Genomic DNA, 21734 nt, shown 5'->3' with positions numbered 1-21734 from the left:
GGGGGGGGGGGGGGGGGGGGGGGGGGGGGGGGGGGCCGGGGCCGGCCGGGGGCGGCGGGGGGGGGGCCCGGGCGGGGGGGGGCCCCCCCCCCCCCCCCCCCCCCCCCCCGCGGCGGTGCTCACGCGACGATCTCCTGCTGACCGGTGCGACCGGCCCGCTGGGTCGCGATCACCTCGCGGACCAGCGCGGTCAGCCGCTTGGTCGCCACCTGCTCGACGGGCCGGCCGAACCGGGCGCCGATCTCCTCGCCGGTGACGCCCAGCGTCTCCAGGCTGGCGAGCACGCCCCGGCGCGCGGCGTTGAGCCGGCGCTCCCGCGGGTCGTCCGGGGTCGGCGAGGCCTCCAGCAGCGGGTTGGTCGCCGGCGGGGCCTCCTGCCCGGCGTCCGGGCGGGCGGCCGCCGCGGCGGCGCGCGCGGCCTCGACCACCGCGGCGGGCGTCTCCGCACCGGCCGGGGCCTTGCGGCGTCCGGCGGGGTGGGCCTTCATCGACGCCTCGAGGAACTCCTCGTGCCGGGCCTGGATCAGCTCGCCGACGGTGTAGGAGCCGCCGGGGGTCGGCACGTCGACCTGGAGCAGCCCGGCGCGGTTGGCCTCGGCCCAGACCTCGCGCAGGTCGTCGTCGTCCGCGGCGTCGCCGATGCGCGCGACCAGGTCGGCGAGGTCCGGCTCGCCCCGCCCGCCGGCACGAGCGCCCGCGCGGCCGGCCGGGGCCTCCTCGGTCCGCTCGTGGTCGAGCAGCCCGCCGCCGTGGAAGGAGACGAGGTCACGCACGTGCGCGGTGCCCGGGTCGCACTTGAGCGCGTCGAAGACCAGCCACTCCAGCAGCCGGCCGGTCGCGGCCGGGTCGGTGACCTCCTTGGCCGGGTCGGTGTTGGGCTTGATCCCGATGTGCACGCTGCGCGCGCCGACCAGCAGGGGCCGCCGGCCGCGGCGCAGCCGCATCCAGACGCTCGCCGCGTACGGGAACTCCCGGTGGGTCTGCACCGACCAGGTCTTCTGCCCCTCGATCGGACGGCCGTTGGCGTCGACCTCGGTGACCTCCTTGCCCCGGGCGGTCACGACGACGATGCCGGGGAAGGTGAGCAGCTCGGTCTGCAGCTTGCGCCAGCGGGAGCCGGCGTCGTTCCACAGGTTCTGGCTGATGGTGACCTCGGCGTTGGGGTCGCGCTTGAGCAGCTCGCGGTTGCGGGCCGACTTCGCCGCGCGGTCACTGGCCCAGTCCTTCAGGCCGTCCCAGATCGCCGAGCCGGTGTCGATGCCGAGGACCACCGGCGGCTCACCGGCGTCGGCGGCCCGACGGGCCTCGGCCTTGACCGCCTGGACGGCGGCCAGCACCGCGGCATAGGAGCCGTCGTGCTGGATGATCTCGTAGTTCGCGCCGGGGATGGCGCCGTACTCGTCGCCGGCGCCCTCGTTGAGGTCGATCCAGTAGAGCGCGCCGATCTTGTCGCTGGTGCTGAACTGGGCCAGCGCCCAGCTCTTGCCCGCCTTCTCCTCGCCCTCGAGGAGGATGCACGGCCACGGGACGCGACCGGTGGGCTGACGGGTCTTGAGGCCGGGAAGGGCCATGGTGAGCTCCTTGTGACACGGGGAAGATGTCGACCCGAACGCTAGAAACGGGTGCTGACACATCTCCCCGGCGATCGCGCAAGCACATCGCGACGTCAACGACGAAATCCCAGGTCAGGCGCTCGACCGGCGTGTCGCTCGTTCGCTGTCGGCGTAAACAGGGGCCCCGCCGCCCTCCGACGGGGCAAGGTCCCGGGAGCGGCCGGGTTCGGGAGCGGCCCGGCCCCGGAGCGGCCGGGCCCCGGCACCGCTCGAGGGCCCGAGGAGCCGCCGCCCGCGGCTCCCGGGCCCGGCCTCGATCGCCGGAGCGCCCGGCACGAACCCCCTGCTCAGGCCCAGGAACTGTCAGACCCGCTCCGTAGGTTCTCCCCATGACGCGGATCAGCGGCCGGCAGTCGGTGGGGACGCTGCTGCTCGACTGGTCGGTCGCGCAGCCGCTGCCCGACCGCCGGCTCCCCGTGGCCCTGCTGAGCCGCGAGCAGAAGGCCGCCGAGCTGCAACGCGTGCAGGCGCAGAAGGCGACGATCGCCGCGTACGAGGCCGAACTGGTCCTCGGCCTGGCCGACGACACCCCCGACACCCTCGACCCGCCGCCGGGCCACCCCGGCGCACGCAGGGGCTCGTGGGCCCCCGACGCCGAGCTGCCCGGGGTGTCGGAGTTCTTCACCGCCGAGCTGGCGGTCGTGCTCAACTGCGGCCGCGGGACCGCCTCCCACATCGCGCAGCGGGCCTGGGCCTACCGGGAGAGCCTGCCGGGCACCTGGGCGGCGCTGGCCGACGGCGCGCTGGACGAGGCGCGGGCCAAGGTCCTCGCCGACGTCCTGGGCCACGCCGGCCCGGCCGTCGCCCGGCAGGTCGAGGCCCGGTTGCTGCCCGAGGCCGGGCAGCTGTCGACCGGGCGGCTGCGCCGTCGGGCCCTGGCTCTGCTGCTCGAGCTCGACGCCGCCGCTGTCGACGCCCGCCGGGAGGACGCGCGACGGCAGGCCGACGTCCGCACGTACCCCTCCCACCTCGAGGGCATGGGCACGCTGACGGTTGACCTGCCCGCGGACGAGGTCGCCGAGGCCTACGACCTGATCAACCAGCTGGCGGAGATGGCCGAGGCCGACGGCGACCCCCGACCGATCAGGCAGATCCGGGCGGAGGTCTTCTCCCTGCTCCTCCGCCGCCCGGCCGACTCCGGACTGCCCATCGTCACCGCGTCGGTGACGATCACCGCGGCCCTGGCTGCCCTGGAAGGCACCATCACGACGCCGGGCGAGGTCAACGGGCTGCCGGTCACCGCCGCTCACGTCCGCGCGCTGTTGGCCCGCATCGGCGCCCTCGGTCTGCGCGCACCCGAGGGCGGGTCGCTGACCTTCGCGGTGACGGACGCCGACGGGCGCCTGCTGGCCACCACCAGCCCGGAGCAGCTCGGCGCGCTGGCCCGGCGCGGCTGCCGTACCCACCCCGACGAGGACTGCGGTTGCGCGGTGCTGGACCGGCCGGCAGCCACCGACGCCTACGCACCCACCGCCGCTCAGGACGCGTTCGTCCACACCCGCGACCGCGGCTGCCGGTTCCCGAACTGCGGCGGTCGGGCGGGCTGGGCCGACCTCGACCACGTCATCCCGCACGCGGTGGGCGGGGCGACCGACTGCGCCAACCTCTGCTGCCTGTGCCGGAGCCACCACCGGCTCGAGACGCTGTCCCCGGGGTTGGCGGTTCGTCATGGACGACGGCACCCTCCACGTGACCACCCCGTCGGGGATCACCCGCACCACCCGGCCTGCGGCTCCCCGCCCCCGAGCCACCGGCGCCCGCCGCGCCGGGGTCACCGGCGACGACCGAGACCCTCCCGCCGGACGACGACCCACCGGACGACGATCCGCCGCCCTTCTGACCGCAGGTGACTCAACGCGGTGGCTCGTCGCCCTGGCGGCGAGCCACCACGGGGCCCGGCTCGGCCGCACGCCGCCGAGCCGGGCCGCGTGCCGCCGAGCGAGAACGCGTGCCGGCAGCGACACCTCGCGATGAGACCTGCAGCGACCCATCGGGACCGAGCCGGCGGTGGTGACGTCCATCGCCGCTCGCCTGGCGACCACCGTCGCGGCCCGACCCGGCCGGAACCCGCCGATGAGTTCCGACGGCTGGGCCGGTCCAGCAGGACGTACGCCATCGAGCCACAGAGTGGAGACCCAGCGTGACCAGTCCCGCACACGCCGGCCGCATGCTGTTCGTGAACATGCCCGTCGCGGACCTCGAGCGGAGCAAGGCGTTCTTCGCGGAGCTCGGGTTCAGCTACAACCCGATGCTCACCGACGAGACCGCCGCGTGCATGCTGGTCGGGGAGCACGCCTTCGTCATGCTGCTCAGTCGGGAGAAGTTCGCGGAGTTCGCCAAGCTGCCGATCGCCGATCCCACCACTCACACGTCGGCGCTGTACAGCTTCAGCGTGTCATCCCGCGACGAGGTCGATGCGGTCAGCGCCGCTGCGCTCACGGCGGGCGGCTCCGAGGCGGATGGCGCCGAGGACTTCGGCTTCATGTACTCACGCAGCTTCTTCGACCTCGACGGCCACGGCTGGCAGGTCATGTGGATGGACCCGGCGGCGGCGGCGGAGCGGGGCCCCGAGGCATCCGCGGCCTCGATGCAGGACGCCGACGCCCCGGCCTGACCCCTCACCACGTCCCGCACGTGCGCCGCCCCTGTCGCTGACCTGGGTGGACGCGGTTGCCTCTGCGGGAGACGACCCCGGAGAGTGCCTGCCGTGGTGACTCGGATCGGCTACGCCGCCTGCGCGCTGTCGGTGGTGGTCGGCTTCGTCGTCATGCTCGGCCTGGGAGTGCCCACGTTCGAGGAGGGGCGTGTGGCCCTCGGGCTCATCGTCATCTCGTGCTCCGGCGTCGCGATCGGGCTCGGGGTTGCCGGCCTGGTCCTGCTCTCGCGCAGCAGCGGCCGATCCGGGTGAGGCAGCAGCCACCCCGCGCTCAGCCTGACCATCCAGGACTGTCCCTGAGTGGGCCGCTACGACACAGGACCGGTGCCGGCCCAGGACACGGCGGATGGGACACGGTCCGGCGAGTCCGGGCGACGCGTGGCACTGGTCGTGCAGGGTGACGTCCATGTCCCAGGACGCAGACGAGCAGCTGCGCATCCGTTCGTAGGGATGAACGAGCCCCGGCGTCCGGCTCCCGACCGCCCGCGAACCCCGCGGGCGTTGCTCATTGCCTCGCTCACCGTCGTGCTCACCCTCGCCACCCTCGGCAGCTTCGGCGCGAGCTTCGGTGTCATGACCCAGTGCACGGACACCTACAGCTGCACCGTCACCAGTTGCCGCCCCTGCCAGACAGCCGGCACCTGGCTGGACGTCGGCTGGATCGCTCAAGGTGTCCTGCTGGTCGTCGGCGTGGTCTCGACCGTCCTCAGCGCACGCCGTGTCCGGGCGCGAGCGGTCCGGCTGGGCGCGCTGCTCCTCGGCGCTGGGAGCCTCGTGCTGTTCGCCGCCACGACCTCGCTGGCCGCCCGGAGCTTCTGAGCGAACCGCGCAGCACCGCGGCACCGAGCCGGCGACTGTCCCCCGGTGGGCCGCCACGGGCACCTGGCCGCCTCGCGTCGAGGGCGGGTCAGCTCGGTGCAGCGACCGAGACGGTGCGTCGTCCGCCGCGGAGGCGGGAGGCCAGGGCGGTGTGCCGGCGGCCGGAGCCGGTGGCCCGCACCGCCTGACCGAGCGCCCGGGTCGAGCCGACGAGCACGACGAGCTGCTTGGCCCGGGTGACGGCGGTGTAGAGCAGGTTGCGCTGCAGCATCATCCAGGCGCTGGTGGTCAGCGGGATGACCACGCACGGGTACTCGCTGCCCTGCGAGCGGTGGACGGTGACGGCGTAGGCGTGCACCAGCTCGTCCAGCTCGCCGAAGTCGTAGTCGATCGCCTCGTCCTCGTCCGTGAGGACCGTGAGGGTCTGCTGGACGGCGTCGATGGCGGTCACGACGCCCTGGGTGCCGTTGAAGACCCCGTTGACGCCCTTGTCGTAGTCGTTGCGGATCTGGGTGACCTTGTCCCCGACGCGGAACACCCGCCCGCCGAAGCGCTTCTCCGCCCGGTCGGCGCGGGCCGGGGTGAGCGCCTCCTGCAGCAGCTCGTTGAGCGCCGCGGCACCGGCCGGCCCGCGGTGCACCGGGGTGAGCACCTGGACGTCGCGCCGGGGGTCGAGGCCGAAGCGGGCGGGGATCCGCCGGGTCACGACCTCCACGGTGAGCCGGGCGGCCTCCTCGGCGTCGTCGGTGCTGAACAGGAAGAAGTCGTCGAGGCCGCGGACCTGGGGCGGGCTGCCGGCGTTGATCCGGTGGGCGTTGGTCACCACCCCCGACCGGGTCGCCTGACGGAACACCTGGGTCAGGCGCACGTGCGGGATCGGGGTGCCGTCGGCGAGCAGGTCGCGCAGCACCTCACCGGCGCCGACGGAGGGCAGCTGGTCGACGTCGCCGACCAGCAGCAGGTGTGCGCCCGGCGGAACGGCCCGCACCAGCTTGTTGGCCAGCAGCAGGTCCAGCATCGAGGACTCGTCGACGACGACCAGGTCGGCCTGCAGCGGCCGGTCGCGGTCGAAGGCGGCGTCCCCGCCCGGGCGCAGCTCCAGCAGCCGGTGCACGGTCACCGCCTCGACCCCGGTCAGCTCGGTCAGCCGCTTCGCCGCCCGGCCGGTCGGCGCCGCCAGCACGACCCTCGCGCCCTTGGCCGCCGCGAGGGTCACGATCGAGCGCACCGTGAAGCTCTTCCCGCAGCCGGGACCACCGGTGAGGACGGCGACCTTCTCGGTCAGCGCCAGGCGCACCGCCTCCTGCTGCCCGGGCGCCAGGTCCGCGCCGGTGCGCCGGTGCAGCCAGGCCAGCGCCGCGTCCCAGTCGACCCCGGCGAAGGCCGGCATCCGGTCGTCGTCCGCGGCGGCCAGCCGCTTGAGTCCCCCGGCGAGGGAGACCTCCGCGCGGTGGAAGGGGACCAGGTAGTACGCCACCGTCGGGGGCTCGCCGTCCCCAGCGGGGAACTCCTCGCGGATCACCCCCTCCTCCGCGACCAGCAGGGCCAGACCGTGGCCCACCAGGCCGGCCGGCACCTGCAGGATCTCGACCGCCCGGGCGACCAGGTCGGCCTCGGGCAGGAAGCAGTGCCCCTGCCCCGTGGCCTCGGAGAGCAGGAACTGCAGCCCCGCCTCGACCCGCTCCAGGCTGTCGTGCGGGATGCCCACGGCGGCGGCGATCGTGTCGGCGGTCCGGAACCCGATGCCCCAGACCTCGGCGGCCAGGCGGTAGGGCTGGGTGCGGACCACGCCGATCGAGGCGTCGCCGTACTGCCGGTAGATGCGCACGGCCAGCGAGGTGGACACCCCGACGCCCTGCAGGAAGACCATCACCTCCTTGATGGCCCGCTGCTCCTCCCAGGCCTCGGTGATCAGCCTCGTCCGCTTGGGCCCGAGGCTGGGCACCTCGGCCAACCGCCCCGGTTCCTCCTCGATCACCCGCAGGGCGTTGGTCCCGAAGTGGTCCACGATCCGCTCGGCCAGCCGCGGGCCGATCCCCTTGACCAGCCCGGAGCCCAGGTACCGGCGGATGCCCTGCACCGTGGCCGGCAGCACCGTGCTGTAGTCCTCGACCTGGAACTGCCGGCCGTACTGGGCGTGCGACCCCCACCGGCCCCGCAGGCGCAGCGTCTCCCCCGGCTGCGCGCCCAGCAGCGACCCCACGACGGTGACCAGGTCGCCACCGCGCCCGGTGTCGACCCGGGCCACGGTGTAGCCGGTCTGGGCGTTGGCGAACGTGATCCGCTCCAGCGTCGCCTCCAGGACCGCCCCGGTCCGCGCCTCCCCCACCGGCCATCCCCTCGCTGACACACCCGCTCCGGCGACCGATGGTCCCACCGCCCGGGGACACTCCGCGGTCACCTCCTCCCTGTGGGAGCCCCGCGGCCGGCCGGGAGTGCGCGTCGGAACAGCGATCCTCGACGCCCACCGGGCGACGGGCCCGGAATCGTCAGTGGGTCCTCGTAGCCTCCGGACGCGCTCACCCGAGCGATGCACCGACACGACACGGAGGACCGGATCATGGCCGGCGACACTGTTCTCACCATCATCGGCAACCTGACCAGCGACCCCGAGCTGCGCTGGACGCCCTCGGGAGCGGCGGTCGCCGACTTCACGATCGCCTCCACCCCGCGCACGCTGGACCGCCAGACGCAGGAGTGGAAGGACGGCGAGGCGCTCTTCCTCCGCTGCAGCTGCTGGCGGCAGATGGCCGAGCACGTGGCCGAATCGCTCACCCGAGGCTCGCGGGTCATGGCCCAGGGACGCCTCAAGCAGCGGTCCTTCGAGACCAAGGAGGGCGAGAAGCGCACCGTCGTCGAACTGGAGGTCGACGAGATCGGCCCGTCGCTGCGCTACGCGACGGCGACGGTCGCCAAGGTCGCCCGGTCCGCGGGCGGTCCCGACGGCGGCAACGGCCCCGGTGACGGTCGCGCCGGGAACGGGCGCGGCGGCTCGCCCGACCCCTGGGCGGCGCCGGTCGGCGGCCCCAGCGAGGAGCCGCCGTTCTGAGCTCCAGCAGCGTGCGGCACCCCGTCCCGTGCGGGGCGGGGTGCCGCCGGCACGCCCACCGCCCAGCGCGCGGGCAGCACCGCGCCCGCGCCCCCGCCCGCCCGATCGTCCGGCCGGTCCTAACCTCGGTCCAGTGAGTGTGGAGCGAACCGCTGCGTCCTCGGGTGTCGGCTTTCGGTCCGAGCGTGGTCCGGTCCTCGTCGGGGTCATGTTGTCCACGGCCCTGGTGGCGATCGACGCGACCATCATCGCCACCGCGGTCCCGTCGATCGTGGCGAGCCTCGGCGGATTCGCCGAGTTCCCGTGGCTGTTCTCCGTCTACCTGCTGACGCAGGCGGTGACCGTCCCGGTCTACGGCAAGCTGGCCGACGTCTTCGGGCGCAAGCCGGTGATGCTCGTCGGCATCGGGCTGTTCCTGGTCGGCTCCGTCCTCTGCGGCGTCGCGTCGAGCATGGGCGCACTCATCGCCTTCCGCGCCGTGCAGGGCCTGGGCGCCGGCGCGGTACAGCCGATGTCGATGACGATCGTCGGGGACCTCTACTCGCTGCAGGAACGCGCGAAGGTGCAGGGCTACATCGCCAGCGTCTGGGCGCTGTCCTCGGTGGTGGGCCCGACGCTGGGCGGGCTCTTCTCCCAGTACGTCAGCTGGCGCTGGATCTTCCTGGTCAACATCCCGCTCTGCCTGGTCGCCGCGGCGGCGATCGCCCTCCGGTTCCACGAGCGGGTCGATCGGCAGCGTCCGCGGATCGACTACGCCGGCGCGGCGACGCTCACCATCGGCCTGACGCTGCTGATCCTCGGCCTGCTCGAGGGCGGCCAGGCCTGGGCCTGGCGGTCCCCGCAGAGCATCGCCGTCCTCGGTGGCGGCGTCTTCCTGCTGGGCGCGTTCGTCCTGGTCGAGCGCCGCGCAGCCGACCCCGTCGTCCCGTTGCAGCTCCTCCGCAACCGCCTGCTCGTCGCGACCAACCTCGTCGCGGCCTGCGTCGGCGCCGTCCTGCTCGGGCTGACCTCGTACGTCCCGACGTTCGTGCAGGACGTGCTGGGAGCCGGCCCGCTGGTGGCCGGGTTCGCGCTGGCCGCGCTCACCTTCGGCTGGCCGATCTCCGCGTCGCTGTCCGGGCGGGTCTACCTCCGGATCGGCATCCGGTCCACAGCCCTCATCGGCTCCGCCGTCGTCGTGCTCGGCTCCGCGCTGCTGCTCTCGCTCGACGAGTCCTCGAGTGTGCTCCAGGTCGGCGCCACCTCGTTCGTGCTGGGCCTGGGCATGGGCTTCACCGCGGCGCCGACCCTCATCGCCGCGCAATCGGCGGTCCGGTGGGAGCAGCGGGGCGTGGTCACCGGCGCCAACATGTTCTTCCGCTCCGCAGGCAGCGCAGTCGGCGTCGCCGTCTTCGGCGCCGTCGTCAACGCGACCCTCGGCGGGTCGGGGGTGGACGGCAGCGGGGTCGCGCCGGGGGCGCTGACCACCGCGGTGCACTCGGTCTTCCTGGGGACGACGATGCTGGCCGTCGCGATGCTGGCCGCCGTGGTCCTCATGCCGCGCGACCGGAGCCGGGGGCAGACGTCGGTGCAGGAGGCTCGCGAGGTCACGGCCGGCTGACCGGGTCCCGGCGCGACCCCCGTCAGCTCAGCCGGCGGGCAGCGGGAGCCGTAGGACGATCTCCCCGTCGTCGACCTCGCCGGCGGGCCGGAAGCCGAACCGCTCGTAGGAGGGCCCCGGTACTCCCTTCCCGGGCTCGTAGCTGGTCAGCAGCTCGGTGCCACCATCGGCCCGCACCAGGTCGACGACCTGCGTCAGCACCGACCGGCCGATCCCGCGCCCCTGGTGCCGCTTGTCGATGAGCAGGCCCCACAGACAGTGGCGACGTCGTCGGCTACGGGCAGCGGCACGAGGTCGGCGAGCCGGACACTGGTGTGCTGCGCGTAGCGGTGCGGCTCGTCCGGCGGATCGGCGATCAGACGCTCGACCGTGACGGTCTCGTCGCCGGCGACCCAGAGGACGGCGCCGTCGCTGCGGACGGCCGAGGGGTTGCTGTGGGTGCCGGCCGTCCGCGCCGACTCCGCGAACCGCAGGGGGGACCCGCCGTTCCACGATCCTGCCGTCCACGCTGGCACGGGGACCGCCGGCGGGACGGTCGTCCACCAGCGCCTCGCCGTCGTCTGCGCGCGCCTCGCCGTCGAGCAGGCGGCGAACGCTCACCCGGCGTCCCGACATGCCGGGCGGGGTCGTTCGGCCCTGACACCGGCCGGGGCGACGGGACCAGGGTGGCTCCCGTCCGTGAAGCGCCGACCGTGCCCCGGGAGCCGGCGCCCGCCGCTCATCGGCCCTCCGGTCCGCGCCGTCTCCGCCGAACGCCCAGAGGGGCAGGCCCCCGGCCATGACCGCAGTCGCACGCGAGACCAGCAACGCCATCCGGCCGTTCCGGGTGGACGTGCCCGACGAGGCCCTCACCGACCTGCGCAGGCGCATCGCCGCGACGGTGTGGCCCGAGCGGGAGACCGTGCCCGACTCGTCCCAGGGGGTGCCGCTCGCCACGATGCAGCAGCTCGCCCGGTACTGGGCCACCGACTACGACTGGCGACCGTGTCAGGAGAGGCTCAACGCCCTGCCGCAGTTCACCACCGAGATCGACGGGCTCGACATCCACTTCCTGCACGTCCGGTCCCGCCACGAGGACGCGCTGCCACTCGTCGTCAACCACGGCTGGCCGGGCTCGGTCATCGAGCAGCTCAAGATCATCGACCCGCTCGTGAACCCCACGGCGCACGGCGGGAGCGCCTCGGACGCCTTCGACGTGGTGATCCCGTCGATGCCGGGTTACGGCTTCTCGGGCAAGCCGACGAGTACGGGCTGGGGTCCTGAGCGCATGGCCCGCGCCTGGGCGGAGCTGGTGCAGCGCCTGGGCTACACCCGTTACGTCGCCCAGGGCGGCGACTGGGGCGCGTTCGTCGTCGACCAGATGGGGCTCCAGGCACCGCCGGGACTGCTCGGGATCCACACCAACATGCCCGCCACCGTGCCCGCCGACGTCAACGCCGCCGCCCTGGCAGGCGACCCGCCGCCTCCCGGTCTCTCGGCCGAGGAGCGACGCGCCTACCAGCAGCTGATCCGGACCTTCGGGCAGGTCGAGTACGCCCGGTACATGGCCGCACGCCCGCAGACCCTGTACGGCATCGCGGACTCCCCGGTGGGGCTCGCGGCCTGGCTGCTCGACCACAACGACGCCGACGGCCAGCCGGCCGCGGCGATCGCCGCCGCGCTCGACCGGACGGCGAGCGCCACGGGAGAACTGACCCGCGACGAGGTCCTCGACAACGTCACCCTGTACTGGCTGACCGGGACCGGGGTCTCGGCGTCCCGCCTGTACTGGGAGTACCGGGGCGGCTTCTTCGACGCCAAGGGCGTCACCCTCCCGGTCGCGGTCAGCGTCTTCCCCGGCGAGCAGTACCAGGCTCCGCGCAGCTGGACCGAACGGGCCTATCCCGGACTGATCCACTACAACCAGCTCGACCGCGGCGGGCACTTCGCGGCCTGGGAACAGCCCCAGCTCTTCGCCGAGGAGGTCCGCGCGGGCTTCCGGTCGCTGCGTGGCCCCCGGGTCCCCGAACCGCGCCGCTGACCCGGCTCCCGCACCCGAGGGGGACGACATGGCCATCGCTGGACTGCTGCGCACGGAGCGCCGGATGCCGTCGCTGGACGGCGCGACCGGATGGCTCAACTCGGCGCCGCTGACGACCGACGGGCTGCGCGGGCGCGTGGTCGTCGTCGACTTCTGCACCTACACCTGCATCAACTGGATCCGCACCCTCCCCCACATCCGCGCCTGGGCCGAGAGGTACCGCGACCACGGGCTGGTGCTCCTCGGCGTCCACACACCGGAGTTCTCCTTCGAGCGGGACGTCGGCAACGTCCGCCGGGCGGTGGAGGCCATGGGCATCACCCACCCCGTCGCGCTCGACAGCGAGTACGCCGTCTGGGAGGCGTTCGGCAACCACTACTGGCCGGCGCTGTACTTCGTCGACGCGACCGGGCGCATCCGCCACCACCGCTTCGGCGAAGGCGACTTCGTGCAGTCGGAGATGGTCATCCAGCGGCTGCTGGCCGAGACCGGCGCCGACCTCGCCGGCACGCCGTTCGGCTCGGTCGTCGGCGAGGGGGTCGAGGCCGAGGCGGACTGGGACCACCTGCAGTCCGGCGAGACCTACCTCGGCTGGGCGCGCACCACCGACTTCGCCTCACCCGCCGGGCTGGCGCCCGACGCCCCGCGCGCGTACACGGTCCCCGACCGGTTGCGGCTCAACTCGTGGGCGCTGTCGGGCACCTGGACCGTGGGCGGCGAGGCCAGCGTGCTGCAGGAGGCCGGCGGGCGGATCGCCCACCGCTTCTCCGCCCGGGACCTGAACCTCGTCCTGGGACCGCCGGCGCGGGGCGCGTCCGTGCCCTTCCGGGTGCTCCTCGACGGGCGGCCGCCGGGGCCTGCCGGCGGCGAGGACGTGGACGACGAGGGCACGGGGGTGCTCGCCGAGCAGCGGCTGTACCAGCTGGTCCGGCAACCGCAGCCGATCGTCGACCGGCAGTTCGAGATCGAGTTCCTCGCGCCGGGCGCGGAGGCCTACGTCCTCACCTTCGGCTGAGAGCCCGACCAGGACCCACGACCCCGACGGCGCCGGGAGGCGGGCTCGATGGCGACCGACCAGCAGACTGCCCCGGACACCGGCCGCCCCCGGCGCGGGCTCCTGGACCGGCTCCGCGGCCGGCCCGAACCCGACCGGCCGCAGCCGTGGCGGGTGGAGGGGGCCCCGGGCGGGAGCGGCGACCGGCCTCCGCAACGGCCGGGCGCCGGCCGGTTCTGGTGGTGGGTGACCGCGGCGCTGGTCGTCAACTGGGTCGTGATGTCGCTGCTGGTCAGCCCGGAGCCGCGGACCGACGTCTCCTACACGTTCTTCGTGGCGCAGGTGGACGCGGACAACGTGCGGGCGATCACCGCGACCGGCAACGCGATCCAGGGGGACCTGCGCGAGGCGGTGTCCTACACCTCGGGTGGGGAGACCGCGACCGACGTCCGGACCGTCGAGACCCAGCGGCCCACGTTCGCCGAGGACGACCTGTTCGCGACGCTGCAGAGCAAGGGCGTGGAGGTCAACGCCGACCCACCGGACGCCCCTCCCCCGCTCATCCAGCAGGTCCTGCTGGGGTTCGGACCCACCCTGCTGCTGGTCGGGCTGCTGCTGTGGTTCGCCCGGCGCAGCGCCTCGGGCCTGTCCGGCCTCGGCGGGTTCGGCCGGTCCCGCGCCACCCGCTACCAGGCCGACGCCGGGCCGCGGACGACGTTCGCCGACGTGGCCGGCATCGACGAGGTCGAGCACGAGGTGCGGGAGATCGTCGACTTCCTCCGCGACCCGCAGCGCTACACCCGCCTCGGGGCGCGGATCCCGCGGGGCGTGCTGCTCTCCGGACCGCCCGGGACGGGTAAGACGCTGCTCGCCCGGGCCGTGGCCGGCGAGGCCGGGGTGCCGTTCTTCTCGATCTCCGCCTCCGAGTTCATCGAAGCGATCGTCGGCGTCGGGGCCAGCCGGGTGCGGGACCTGTTCGACCAGGCCAAGCAGGTGGCGCCGTCGATCATCTTCATCGACGAGCTCGACGCGATCGGGCGGGCGCGCGGCGGCGCCTTCTCCGCCGGTGGGGTCGACGAGCGGGAGCAGACCCTGAACCAGGTCCTCACCGAGATGGACGGGTTCCAGGGCAACGAGGGTGTCGTCGTCCTCGCCGCCACCAACCGCCCGGAGATCCTGGACCCGGCCCTGCTCCGGCCGGGACGCTTCGACCGCCGGGTGAGCGTGAACGCGCCGGACCTGGCCGGGCGGCTGGCGATCCTGCGGGTGCACAGCCGCAGCGTCCCGCTGGCGCCGGAGGTCGACCTCGCCGCCGTGGCCGCCGCGACACCCGGGATGGTGGGCGCGGACCTGGCCAACCTGGTCAACGAGGCGGCGCTGGCGGCGGCCGCGCACGGCCACGAGCGGGTCACCGGCACCGACTTCGGCGAGGCCCTGGAGAAGGTCCTGCTGGGCACCGTGCGCGGCATCATGCTCTCGCCGGAGGAGAAGCTGAGCACCGCCTACCACGAGTCGGGCCACGCCCTGCTCGGCATGCTGACCCCGGGCGCCGACCCGGTGCGCCGGGTGACGATCATCCCGCGCGGCCAGGCGCTCGGCGTGACCGTCCAGACCCCGCAGGACGACCGGTACGGCTACACGGAGCGGTACCTGCGCGGCCGCATCGTCGGGGCGCTGGGGGGCCGCGCCGCCGAGGACGTCGTCTACGGCGAGGTCACGACCGGAGCCGAGAGCGACCTGGACCAGGCGACCCGGCTCGCCCGCCAGATGGTCGGCCGCTGGGGCATGTCCCCGGCCGTCGGTCCCGTCTCGGTCCTGCCGCGCCCCGACCAGGGCTCGCCGTTCGAGGGGGACGGCGTCGCACCGGCCACCCGTGAGCTGGTCGACACCGAGGTCCGCCGGCTCATCGAGGACTGCTACACCGAGGCGGTCGGCACCCTGCGCGACAACCGGGACCAGCTCGACCGGCTCGCGCACGCCTTGCTCGAGCGGGAGACCCTCGACGAGGACGAGGCGTACGCGGCCGCCGGGATCCCCCGACAGGCCGCGCCGGACGCCGTCGCTCGCGGGGAGACCGCCGGGACGAGCCGGGCGCCGGGGCTGCCACCGGAGGCGGCGGTGCACGACGGGTGACCCGGCCGGCCCCCGAGCCGACACCCCGCCCGGTCACCGCGGCTCCGGCTCCTGAGCGCCGCGCGCCGTGCCGAGGTGGTGCGTCGCGGCCGCGCTCAGGGCGGCGACGTCGACGGCGACCGTGACGATGGTCGCTCCCTCGGCGGCGAAGCCGGCGGCCTCCTCCCCGCTGTAGGCGTGCACGCCGACGGGCACGCCTGCGGCGACGGCCCGCGCGACGATGGAGGACAGCACGCCGCGCAGCTCCTCCCGACGCTCCGGGCCGGTCAGCCCCAGCGAGAGGGACAGGTCGCCCGGTCCGACGTACACGCCGTCCAGCCCGTCGACGCTGAGGAGGGCGTCGAGGTCCTCGAGCGCGGTCGCCGCCTCCACCATGACGACCACCAGCGGCCGGTCGGCCCCTCCGGAGAGCCGTCCGATCGACCGCCCCCCGGCCGGTGCGTAGCGGCTGGCGGCGACGACCTCGCGGGCGTGGTCGGCGTCGCGCACGTTGGGCACGATGACGCCGCGGGTGCCCAGGTCGAGCGGGCGCCCGACGTCGGCGAAGGCCGGGCTGCGGGTCCGGACGAGCGGCACCGAGCCCGCCGCGGTGATCGCCGCCGCGACGCCGGGCAGCTCGGCCTCGGCCGTGGCGCCGTGCTGCAGGTCGACGACGACGTAGTCGGCTCCGGTCCGCGCCAGCACCTCGCCGGTCACCGCGCCGGGCAGCAGGCTCCACAAGCCGTGGCAGGCCCGCCCTCGGGACCACCGCTCCCGCAGGTCGGCCTCGCTGGACGCCATCCCGGGCCCACCCCTCACCGTCGTCCGCCTCGCCGCGCAGATCCTGCTCCACGGCTGGACCGCGCGCGACCGAGGCGACCGTCCGCGTCAGCGCGGTCCGGGGCGTCCGGCGGGTCGGGCGCGGACCAGTGCGCACGCCCGGACCGCGGTCACCGCCAGGCCCCCGACCGCGGCGACGGTCAGCAGGACCGCGACCGCGGGCGCGCTGAGCGCCAGCTGCCAGTGGGTGAACGTCCGCCCGAGACCGGCGCGCACCAGCGCCGGGAGGCAGGCCAGCAGCACCGCTGGGAGGACTGCCGGGACCAGGCGGACGGCGGTGACCCATCGGCGCCGGCCGCGTCGACGGGCCGCCCAGGACGGTCCCCGCACCAGGCCCCGTCCCACCGCGACGGCCGTGGCGAGGACGGCGGCGGCCAGCAGACCGGCGGTCCACAGCGTGCTGCGGATGCCCGGTGCCGGCCGGTCGGTGAGCAGCGCCGCCATGCCGTCGGCGACGTGGGCGGTGTCGGCGAGCGCGCTGTTGCCGTTGTAGAGCAGCGCGAACCCCAGGTCGGTGCCCGGCAGCAGCACCTGCTGGGCCGAGGAGGTGGACAGCACGCCGGTGTGCTCCAGCCGCTCCGGACCGGTGCCCGACCGCACCCGCTGCCAGCCCATGGCGTAGCCGCCGGGGACGCCGTCGGGCGGGGTGTGGCTCTCCGCCAGCAGCTCCGGTGAGAGCAGGGCTCCGCCGTCCGTGGTGCGCCCGGTCGTCTGGAACCGCAGCCAGCGCGCCGTGTCCGCCGCCGTCGTCACCACGCCGCTGGACCCGGCGAGGAGACCGTCGAGCTCGTCGCGGGCCACGGGGCAGCCGAAGAGCAGCACCGACCCGCGGGCGAGACGGGGCAGGTGCGCGCCGTCTGCGGTGGTCGTCAGCGACACGGTGTCGGTCATGCCGAGGGGCGCGAAGACCTGCTGGTCGAGGTACCGCGCGAGCGGGATCCCGCTGACCACCTCCACCAGCCGGCCGAGCACCTGGTAGTTCAGGTCGGAGTACCGGAACCGGGTGCCGGGCTCGCCGACCAGCCGTGCGGTGCGCAGCAGGGCGACGCGGGTGCGCAGGTCGGTCGCTCCGTCGTCGACGATCCCGGGGTAGCCGGCGTCGGTGAGCCCGCTGGTCTGGTTGAGCAGGTGGCGGACGGTCACGCGGTCGGCTCCCGCCGCCTCCCGCGGGGCGAACTCGGGGAGGGCGGCGCGGACCGGCGCGTCGAGGTCGAGGCGGCCCTCCTGCACCAGCCGGAGCACGGCCACCGCGGTGAACGACTTGCTCAGCGACGCGACCCGGAAGCGGGTGCGCGGCGTGACCGTGCCGCCGCGCCCGTCGTCCCCGAGGCCGGCGAGGAACGTGCTGCGGTCGCCGTCGACCACCGCCGCGGCCACGCCGGGCAGCCGCGTCCTGGCCAGCGCGGCCTCCAGGAGGCCGGTCAGCCGCGCCGCATGGGGGCCGGGCGCCTGTGCGGCGGCGGGTCCGGCTCCGGTCGTCGCGACGAGCCAGGCGAGCAGCGTGCAGGCGAGCAGCCGGAGGAGCCGGGCGTGCACGGGCGCAGGCGGGGTGGTCAGGCGGCCGTGACCTCCAGCGGCAGCCGGTTGACGGCCACCATCGTCCAGGGGTTGCGCTGCTCGACCGGCTCGTCGGCGGCCACCTCCACGTCGCGGTAGCGCTGCAGCATCAGCCGCAGGGCGACCCGTGCCTCCAGCCGCGCCAGCGGCGCGCCGAGGCAGAAGTGGATGCCGTGCCCGAAGGACAGGTGCGGGTTGGGCGAGCGGTGGACGTCGAACCGGTGCGGCTCGGCGAAGACGCGCTCGTCCCGGTTGGCCGCGGTCAGCCAGGGCAGCACCACCTGCCCGGCCGGGATGCGCACGCCGGCCACCGTGGTGTCGACCGTGGAGATCCGGGCCAGGCGAGGGAAGGGGGTGCGGGTCCGGAGCACCTCCTCGATCGCGGCCGGGAGCAGCGCCGGGTCGGCCCGCACCTCGGCGGCGGCGTCCGGGTTCTCCTGGAAGCAGAGCACGCTGTTGCCCAGCGTGGCGGTGGTGGTGATGTGCCCGGCTATGAGCAGCAGCCCGACGAAGCCGATGATCTCCTCGTCGGCCAGCCGCTCACCGTCGACCTCGGCCTGGACCAGCTGGCTCGTCAGGTCCTCGCCCGGGGACGCCCGCCGGGACCGGATGTGGTCCAGGAAGTAGGCGTTCATCTCGCGCATGGTCGGCGCGACGGCCTCCACGGCCCGCTCGCCGGCCTCGCGCAGTGACTCGTCGGGGTCGATCTCCTGGCTGAACAGCGCGTCGGCCCACGTGCGGAACAGCGCCCGGTCGGCGGTCGGGACGCCGAGCAGTTCGGCGATCACGATCACCGGCAGCGGGTAGGCCAGGGCGTCGACCAGGTCGAACCGCTCGGGGACCTGGTCCAGCAGCTGGGTGGTCAGCTCGGCGATGCGCGGCTCCAGGTCGGCCACGACCCGCGGCGTGAACGCCTGGCTGACCAGGGTGCGCAGCTTGCGGTGCTGCGGCGGGTCCATCCGCACGATGTTCCCGCGCGAGAACAGCGCGAAGTCGTCCTGGTCGGGCTGCAGCGCGGTCAGGTCGGAGGAGAACACGGCCGGGGCGGACAGGACCGCGACGGCCTCGGGATGACCCAGCACCTGCCAGCACTGCTGCCGGTCGTCGAAGTGGACCTGGCCCTGCGCGCGGCCGGCCTCGAGCCACGCGAGCAGGTCCTCGAACGCCGGTCGGGTGGTCGTCATGGCTGCTCCCTCCCCCTCGGAGGCGGTGCCCGCGCCGTCGTCGAGCCGGCGGACGGAGAGCCGGTCCGGCTGCGCGGGAGCCCCTGCAGGAGACGACGATCGTCGCCCGACCTCTCTCCGACAACCGACTTCCGGCCCGGCTCCACCGCCCCTGGAGGAGTCCGCCTCCTGGTGCGTGGCCGGCGCTCGGTTCCACGGCGCGGTCGTCCCGGCCGGCTCGGACGCCCCGGTGCCGACGCCGACGTCCACGACGTCCGCCATGCCCGCCATGCCCGCCATGCCCGCCATGCCCGCCAGCGGACGGTGGACGGCGGTGGCGATCCGCGGGTCGGCCCGGCGCGTGGCCGCGTGGCCGCGGACGATGCGGGCGTAGCGGCGCACGGCCCCACATGGCTCCCGGAGGTCCGGAGGCTCGCGCACGCCGGCGGACGGGTGCCCGTCGGACCCGGAGCCGTGCGCGCACCGACCGCGATCGGGCGCTGACGCCACGAGCACGGCGCGCGCCGACCGCTCCAGACCGGCGGGGCTCGGCCGGGGCGGTGGACGGTGGCCTTGATCCCCGCCCGAGCTCGTGGTCCACAGTGACGCCCACGGGCCGCGGGCTCGCCGACGACCCGCGCCGCCCCTCCCTTGGACCCGCTCGCCTCCCCCGGGGGGCCACCGTGACCCGGACCCACCGAGCTCGAGCCCATGGGACCACCCCGACGCGCCGGACCCCCGAGGAAGAGGACCCATGACCGAGCCGACCCCCGCCCCCGTCGTCGCGGCAGCCGACGACCCGGGCACCGTCCTGGTCGTCGGGGCGGGGCCCGTGGGCCTGACGGCGGCGTGCGAGCTGGTCCGCCAGGGCGCCCGCGTCCGGCTCGTCGACGCCCTGCCCGAGCCGACCGACCAGTCGCGGGCGGTCGTCATCCACGCGCGCACGCAGGAGCACCTGGCGGCGATGGGCGTGCTGGACCGGGTCGCCGCCGAGGGGGTCGCGATCACGGCGATCGAGCTCGCCACCGGGCGGGAGGCCACGCCCCGGGTGCACCTCACCACCGAGGACCTGGACTCCCGGTACCGGCGCGTGCTGGACCTGGCCCAGCCGCGGACGGAGTCGATCCTCACCGCGCGGGCGGCCGAACTGGGCGTCGCCGTCGAACGCGGGATCTCCCTCGCGGACCTGGTCCAGGACGACGACGGGGTGACCGTCACGCTCACCTCCCCGACCGGGACCACGCGGCACCGGTACGGCTGGGTCGTGGGCACCGACGGGGGCCACAGCCGGGTCCGGGCGGCCGTCGGCACCCGGCTCGAAGGCGTGTTCCGGGGACAGCACTTCCTCTTCGCCGACGTGGCCGTGGCCACCGGGATGTCCACGGACACCATCCGCATGTCCGCCCACCCGGACGGACTCGCCGCCGAGTTCCCGATGCCCGGCGGACGCGGCCGGTTCATGTTCCAGGTGGGCGCCCCCGAGGCGGGCGCCGTGCCGACCCTGGGGCAGGCCCGGCAACTGGTCGACGAGCGGCTGGGCGCGCGGTGGCAGATCAGCGACCCGAGGTGGCTCGTCCACTTCGAGGTGCACCACGGTCAGGTCCCGCAGTACCGCCACGGCCGGGTGTTCCTCGCCGGGGACGCCGCGCACGTCCACAGTCCCGCGGGCGGGCAGGGCATGAACACCGGCATCCAGGACGCGGTGAACCTGGCCTGGAAGCTGGCGCTGGCGAGCACCGGCCGGGCCGGGCCCGCCCTGCTCGACAGCTACCACGCCGAGCGGCACCCGGTCGGCGCCGCGGTGGTCCGGACGACGACCCGGATGACCGACGCGATGGCCACGGCGGGAGCCGCGGCCCACCTGCGCGACCTCGCACTCCTCGTGCTGGGGCACGTCCGGGCGCTGGAGGACGAGGTCGCCTCAGGCCTGGCCGAGACGGCCGTCGCCTACCGCAGGAGTCCCGTCGTCAGCGGCTCGGGGGACGGCCTGCGGCACGCCTCCCCCGGGGACCACGCGCCGGACGTCCCCGGGCTCTCCACGGTCTCCGGTGGTCGGGCCTGGATCGGCGACCTGCTCCGCCGGCCCGGGCACCTGCTCCTCAGCACCGACGACGACCCCGGGGTGCTCGAGCGGCTGCGCGCCGCGCTGGGCTCCCTCGGCACGGTGGTGCCCGTGGTCGCGGACGCTGCCGGGGCCCCCGCGGACGCGCTGGTGGACCCGGCGGGGGCGGTGGCCCGGCGCTACGGCATCGGGGACCGCGGGATGGCCCTCATCCGGCCCGACGGCTACCTCGGCCACCTGTCCCGCCGGGCCGACGACGAGGCCCTGAGCGCCCACCTGACCGCGCTCCTGCAGCGGGAGCGGGCGGGGCAGCGGTGACCGGCCCGGCGTGGGTCCTGGACGAGGACGAGGCGCTGGAGCTGCTCGCCTACCTCGTCACGGCCGCGCGGACCCAGGCCGACGAGGCCGCCGAGTACGGCCCGATGCGCCTGCTGACCGCCGCCCGCCGGCTCGCCGAGCGGGTCGCGCCCCGGTCGTCCGACGCGACGGCCGCCTTCCTGGAGGGGCCGTTGTCCCGGGTGCCGGAGCTGGCGGTGCCGCGCGAGGGCCGCGAGGAGTACCTCGCGCGCCTCGACCAGTTGTGCCGGGAGCTCGCGGCGCACCTCACCGCGCGGTTCGCCGACGGGGAGCGCGGGTGACCGGGCCGCACCCGGGCGACGCCGACGCCGTGCTCGCCGCCATCCGGAGCCGCCGCGTGGTGCGCGCGATGACCGACGACCCCGTGCCGAGGGCGACCCTCGAGGCGATCCTCGACGCCGGCCGGTGGGCACCGACCGCCGGCAACCGGCACCTCCAGCGGTTCGTCGTGACCGACGACCGCCCGACCCTGCGGGTCCTGCGGATGGTGTCGCCGGGCATGCTCCCGCGCCCGACCGCGGCGATCGCGATCTGCACCGACCGCCGGCTCGCCGCCGAGTACGGCTTCCCCCCGGACGCCGCCGGCCCGCACAGCGACGTGGGCGCGGCGGCGGCGACCCTGATGCTCGCCGCCTCCGCGCTCGGCATCGGCGCCGGCCCCGTGACCTCGTTCAGCCGCGCGGCGGTCGGGGTGGTGCTGCGGTTGCCCGAGGGCTGGGTCGCCGAGATGCTCCTGTGCCTGGGCCTGCCCGCAGCCGGCGGACCGGCACCGATGGCCGGGCGGCGCCGCCTGACCTGGCGCGACCTGACCACCTGGGTCCCTCCCGAGCAGGCGCTCCCGCCGGGGACACCCGCGTGACGTCCACCCCGGGGCGGCCGTCGCGCGTCCCGC

19 protein-coding genes and 1 pseudogene are annotated in these 21734 nt (G+C 75.1%); 13 read left to right on the top strand and 7 right to left on the bottom strand.

Annotated features, from left to right (window positions below):
• Positions 1-119: 119 nt before the first annotated feature.
• Positions 120-1571 (bottom strand): hypothetical protein, encoded by a 1452-nt coding sequence (locus ACI79C_RS17125; RefSeq protein ID WP_456946873.1) that lies wholly within the window; start codon positions 1569-1571, stop codon positions 120-122.
• Between the two features lie 371 nt (positions 1572-1942).
• Here ACI79C_RS17125 and ACI79C_RS17120 point away from each other — a divergent pair, with 371 nt between their 5' ends.
• From ACI79C_RS17120 to ACI79C_RS17105, 4 genes are all read left to right on the top strand, one after another.
• Positions 1943-3463 (top strand): DUF222 domain-containing protein, encoded by a 1521-nt coding sequence (locus tag ACI79C_RS17120; protein ID WP_456946872.1) that lies wholly within the window; start codon positions 1943-1945, stop codon positions 3461-3463.
• A gap of 290 nt (positions 3464-3753) precedes the next feature.
• Complete coding sequence (locus tag ACI79C_RS17115) at positions 3754-4227, top strand: VOC family protein (protein WP_456946871.1); 474 nt, start codon at positions 3754-3756, stop codon at positions 4225-4227.
• Between the two features lie 93 nt (positions 4228-4320).
• Positions 4321-4521 (top strand): hypothetical protein, encoded by a 201-nt coding sequence (locus ACI79C_RS17110; protein ID WP_456946870.1) that lies wholly within the window; start codon positions 4321-4323, stop codon positions 4519-4521.
• 198 nt (positions 4522-4719) lie between these two features.
• Positions 4720-5088, top strand: coding sequence for a hypothetical protein (locus ACI79C_RS17105; protein ID WP_456946869.1), 369 nt, complete (start codon positions 4720-4722; stop codon positions 5086-5088).
• Between the two features lie 88 nt (positions 5089-5176).
• Here the strand turns inward: ACI79C_RS17105 and recD2 are convergent, their stop codons facing one another.
• Complete coding sequence (gene recD2, locus ACI79C_RS17100; RefSeq protein ID WP_456946868.1) at positions 5177-7417, bottom strand: SF1B family DNA helicase RecD2; 2241 nt, start codon at positions 7415-7417, stop codon at positions 5177-5179.
• Between the two features lie 231 nt (positions 7418-7648).
• On the opposite strand from recD2, the gene ACI79C_RS17095 reads away from it, so the two are divergent.
• Both ACI79C_RS17095 and ACI79C_RS17090 read left to right on the top strand, forming a co-directional pair.
• Positions 7649-8137, top strand: coding sequence for a single-stranded DNA-binding protein (locus tag ACI79C_RS17095; protein WP_456946867.1), 489 nt, complete (start codon positions 7649-7651; stop codon positions 8135-8137).
• 208 nt (positions 8138-8345) lie between these two features.
• Positions 8346-9737 (top strand): MDR family MFS transporter, encoded by a 1392-nt coding sequence (locus ACI79C_RS17090; protein WP_456946866.1) that lies wholly within the window; start codon positions 8346-8348, stop codon positions 9735-9737.
• 27 nt (positions 9738-9764) lie between these two features.
• On the opposite strand, the gene ACI79C_RS17085 is transcribed toward ACI79C_RS17090, so the two are convergent.
• Both ACI79C_RS17085 and ACI79C_RS17080 read right to left on the bottom strand, forming a co-directional pair.
• Entirely contained in the window at positions 9765-9938 is a 174-nt protein-coding gene (locus ACI79C_RS17085; protein WP_456946874.1) for a hypothetical protein, read from the bottom strand.
• A gap of 77 nt (positions 9939-10015) precedes the next feature.
• A pseudogene (locus ACI79C_RS17080) lies at positions 10016-10252 on the bottom strand (DUF3616 domain-containing protein); the annotation flags it as partial.
• Between the two features lie 263 nt (positions 10253-10515).
• Here ACI79C_RS17080 and ACI79C_RS17075 point away from each other — a divergent pair.
• The 3 genes from ACI79C_RS17075 to ftsH are packed head-to-tail and all read left to right on the top strand — an operon-like array spanning position 10516 to position 14884.
• On the top strand, positions 10516-11757 hold the full coding sequence (locus tag ACI79C_RS17075) for an epoxide hydrolase family protein (RefSeq protein ID WP_456946865.1): 1242 nt from the start codon (positions 10516-10518) through the stop codon (positions 11755-11757).
• Positions 11758-11785: 28 nt separating this feature from the next.
• Positions 11786-12772, top strand: a complete 987-nt coding sequence (locus ACI79C_RS17070) for a thioredoxin family protein (protein WP_456946864.1) — start codon at positions 11786-11788, stop codon at positions 12770-12772.
• Positions 12773-12820: 48 nt separating this feature from the next.
• On the top strand, positions 12821-14884 hold the full coding sequence (gene ftsH, locus ACI79C_RS17065) for an ATP-dependent zinc metalloprotease FtsH (RefSeq protein WP_456946863.1): 2064 nt from the start codon (positions 12821-12823) through the stop codon (positions 14882-14884).
• Between the two features lie 33 nt (positions 14885-14917).
• On the opposite strand, the gene ACI79C_RS17060 is transcribed toward ftsH, so the two are convergent.
• The 3 genes from ACI79C_RS17060 to ACI79C_RS17050 form a co-directional block, all read right to left on the bottom strand.
• On the bottom strand, positions 14918-15664 hold the full coding sequence (locus ACI79C_RS17060) for an HpcH/HpaI aldolase family protein (RefSeq protein ID WP_456946862.1): 747 nt from the start codon (positions 15662-15664) through the stop codon (positions 14918-14920).
• 87 nt (positions 15665-15751) lie between these two features.
• Positions 15752-17239, bottom strand: a complete 1488-nt coding sequence (locus ACI79C_RS17055) for a serine hydrolase domain-containing protein (RefSeq protein WP_456946861.1) — start codon at positions 17237-17239, stop codon at positions 15752-15754.
• Positions 17240-17256: 17 nt separating this feature from the next.
• On the bottom strand, positions 17257-18444 hold the full coding sequence (locus ACI79C_RS17050) for a cytochrome P450 (protein ID WP_456946860.1): 1188 nt from the start codon (positions 18442-18444) through the stop codon (positions 17257-17259).
• A 175-nt stretch (positions 18445-18619) separates the two neighbouring features.
• Between ACI79C_RS17050 and ACI79C_RS17045 the strand changes: the two genes are divergently transcribed.
• The 4 genes from ACI79C_RS17045 (at position 18620) to ACI79C_RS17030 (ending at position 21701) form a co-directional block, all read left to right on the top strand.
• Entirely contained in the window at positions 18620-18817 is a 198-nt protein-coding gene (locus ACI79C_RS17045) for a hypothetical protein (protein WP_456946859.1), read from the top strand.
• Positions 18818-19177: 360 nt separating this feature from the next.
• Positions 19178-20803 carry an FAD-dependent monooxygenase gene (locus ACI79C_RS17040; protein ID WP_456946858.1) on the top strand — a complete coding sequence of 542 codons (1626 nt, stop codon included), beginning with the start codon at positions 19178-19180 and terminating at the stop codon, positions 20801-20803.
• Positions 20800-21123, top strand: coding sequence for a DUF6092 family protein (locus ACI79C_RS17035; protein ID WP_456946857.1), 324 nt, complete (start codon positions 20800-20802; stop codon positions 21121-21123). Before ACI79C_RS17040 ends, ACI79C_RS17035 begins: the two co-directional genes overlap by 4 nt.
• A complete protein-coding gene (locus ACI79C_RS17030) occupies positions 21120-21701 on the top strand; it encodes a nitroreductase family protein (RefSeq protein WP_456946856.1) in 582 nt (193 codons plus the stop codon). The genes ACI79C_RS17035 and ACI79C_RS17030 overlap by 4 nt, the downstream gene beginning before the upstream one ends.
• Positions 21702-21734: the final 33 nt, after the last annotated feature.

The sequence above is a fragment of the Geodermatophilus sp. SYSU D00697 genome (assembly GCF_054050175.1).
Note: the sequence above shows the minus strand (reverse complement) of the source record. Positions and strands in the feature narration are given on the sequence as shown.

What these genes read in the sequence shown, in the direction of transcription:
- ACI79C_RS17125 (WP_456946873.1), bottom strand. Translation starts at nt 1,571, where the DNA reads ATGGCCCTTCCCGGCCTCAAGACCCGTCAGCCCACCGGTCGCGTCCCG.
- ACI79C_RS17120 (WP_456946872.1), top strand. Translation starts at nt 1,943, where the DNA reads ATGACGCGGATCAGCGGCCGGCAGTCGGTGGGGACGCTGCTGCTCGAC.
- ACI79C_RS17105 (WP_456946869.1), top strand. Translation starts at nt 4,720, where the DNA reads ATGAACGAGCCCCGGCGTCCGGCTCCCGACCGCCCGCGAACCCCGCGG.
- ACI79C_RS17095 (WP_456946867.1), top strand. Translation starts at nt 7,649, where the DNA reads ATGGCCGGCGACACTGTTCTCACCATCATCGGCAACCTGACCAGCGAC.
- ACI79C_RS17090 (WP_456946866.1), top strand. Translation starts at nt 8,346, where the DNA reads ATGTTGTCCACGGCCCTGGTGGCGATCGACGCGACCATCATCGCCACC.
- ACI79C_RS17075 (WP_456946865.1), top strand. Translation starts at nt 10,516, where the DNA reads ATGACCGCAGTCGCACGCGAGACCAGCAACGCCATCCGGCCGTTCCGG.
- ACI79C_RS17070 (WP_456946864.1), top strand. Translation starts at nt 11,786, where the DNA reads ATGGCCATCGCTGGACTGCTGCGCACGGAGCGCCGGATGCCGTCGCTG.
- ftsH (WP_456946863.1), top strand. Translation starts at nt 12,821, where the DNA reads ATGGCGACCGACCAGCAGACTGCCCCGGACACCGGCCGCCCCCGGCGC.
- ACI79C_RS17060 (WP_456946862.1), bottom strand. Translation starts at nt 15,664, where the DNA reads ATGGCGTCCAGCGAGGCCGACCTGCGGGAGCGGTGGTCCCGAGGGCGG.
- ACI79C_RS17050 (WP_456946860.1), bottom strand. Translation starts at nt 18,444, where the DNA reads ATGACGACCACCCGACCGGCGTTCGAGGACCTGCTCGCGTGGCTCGAG.
- ACI79C_RS17040 (WP_456946858.1), top strand. Translation starts at nt 19,178, where the DNA reads ATGACCGAGCCGACCCCCGCCCCCGTCGTCGCGGCAGCCGACGACCCG.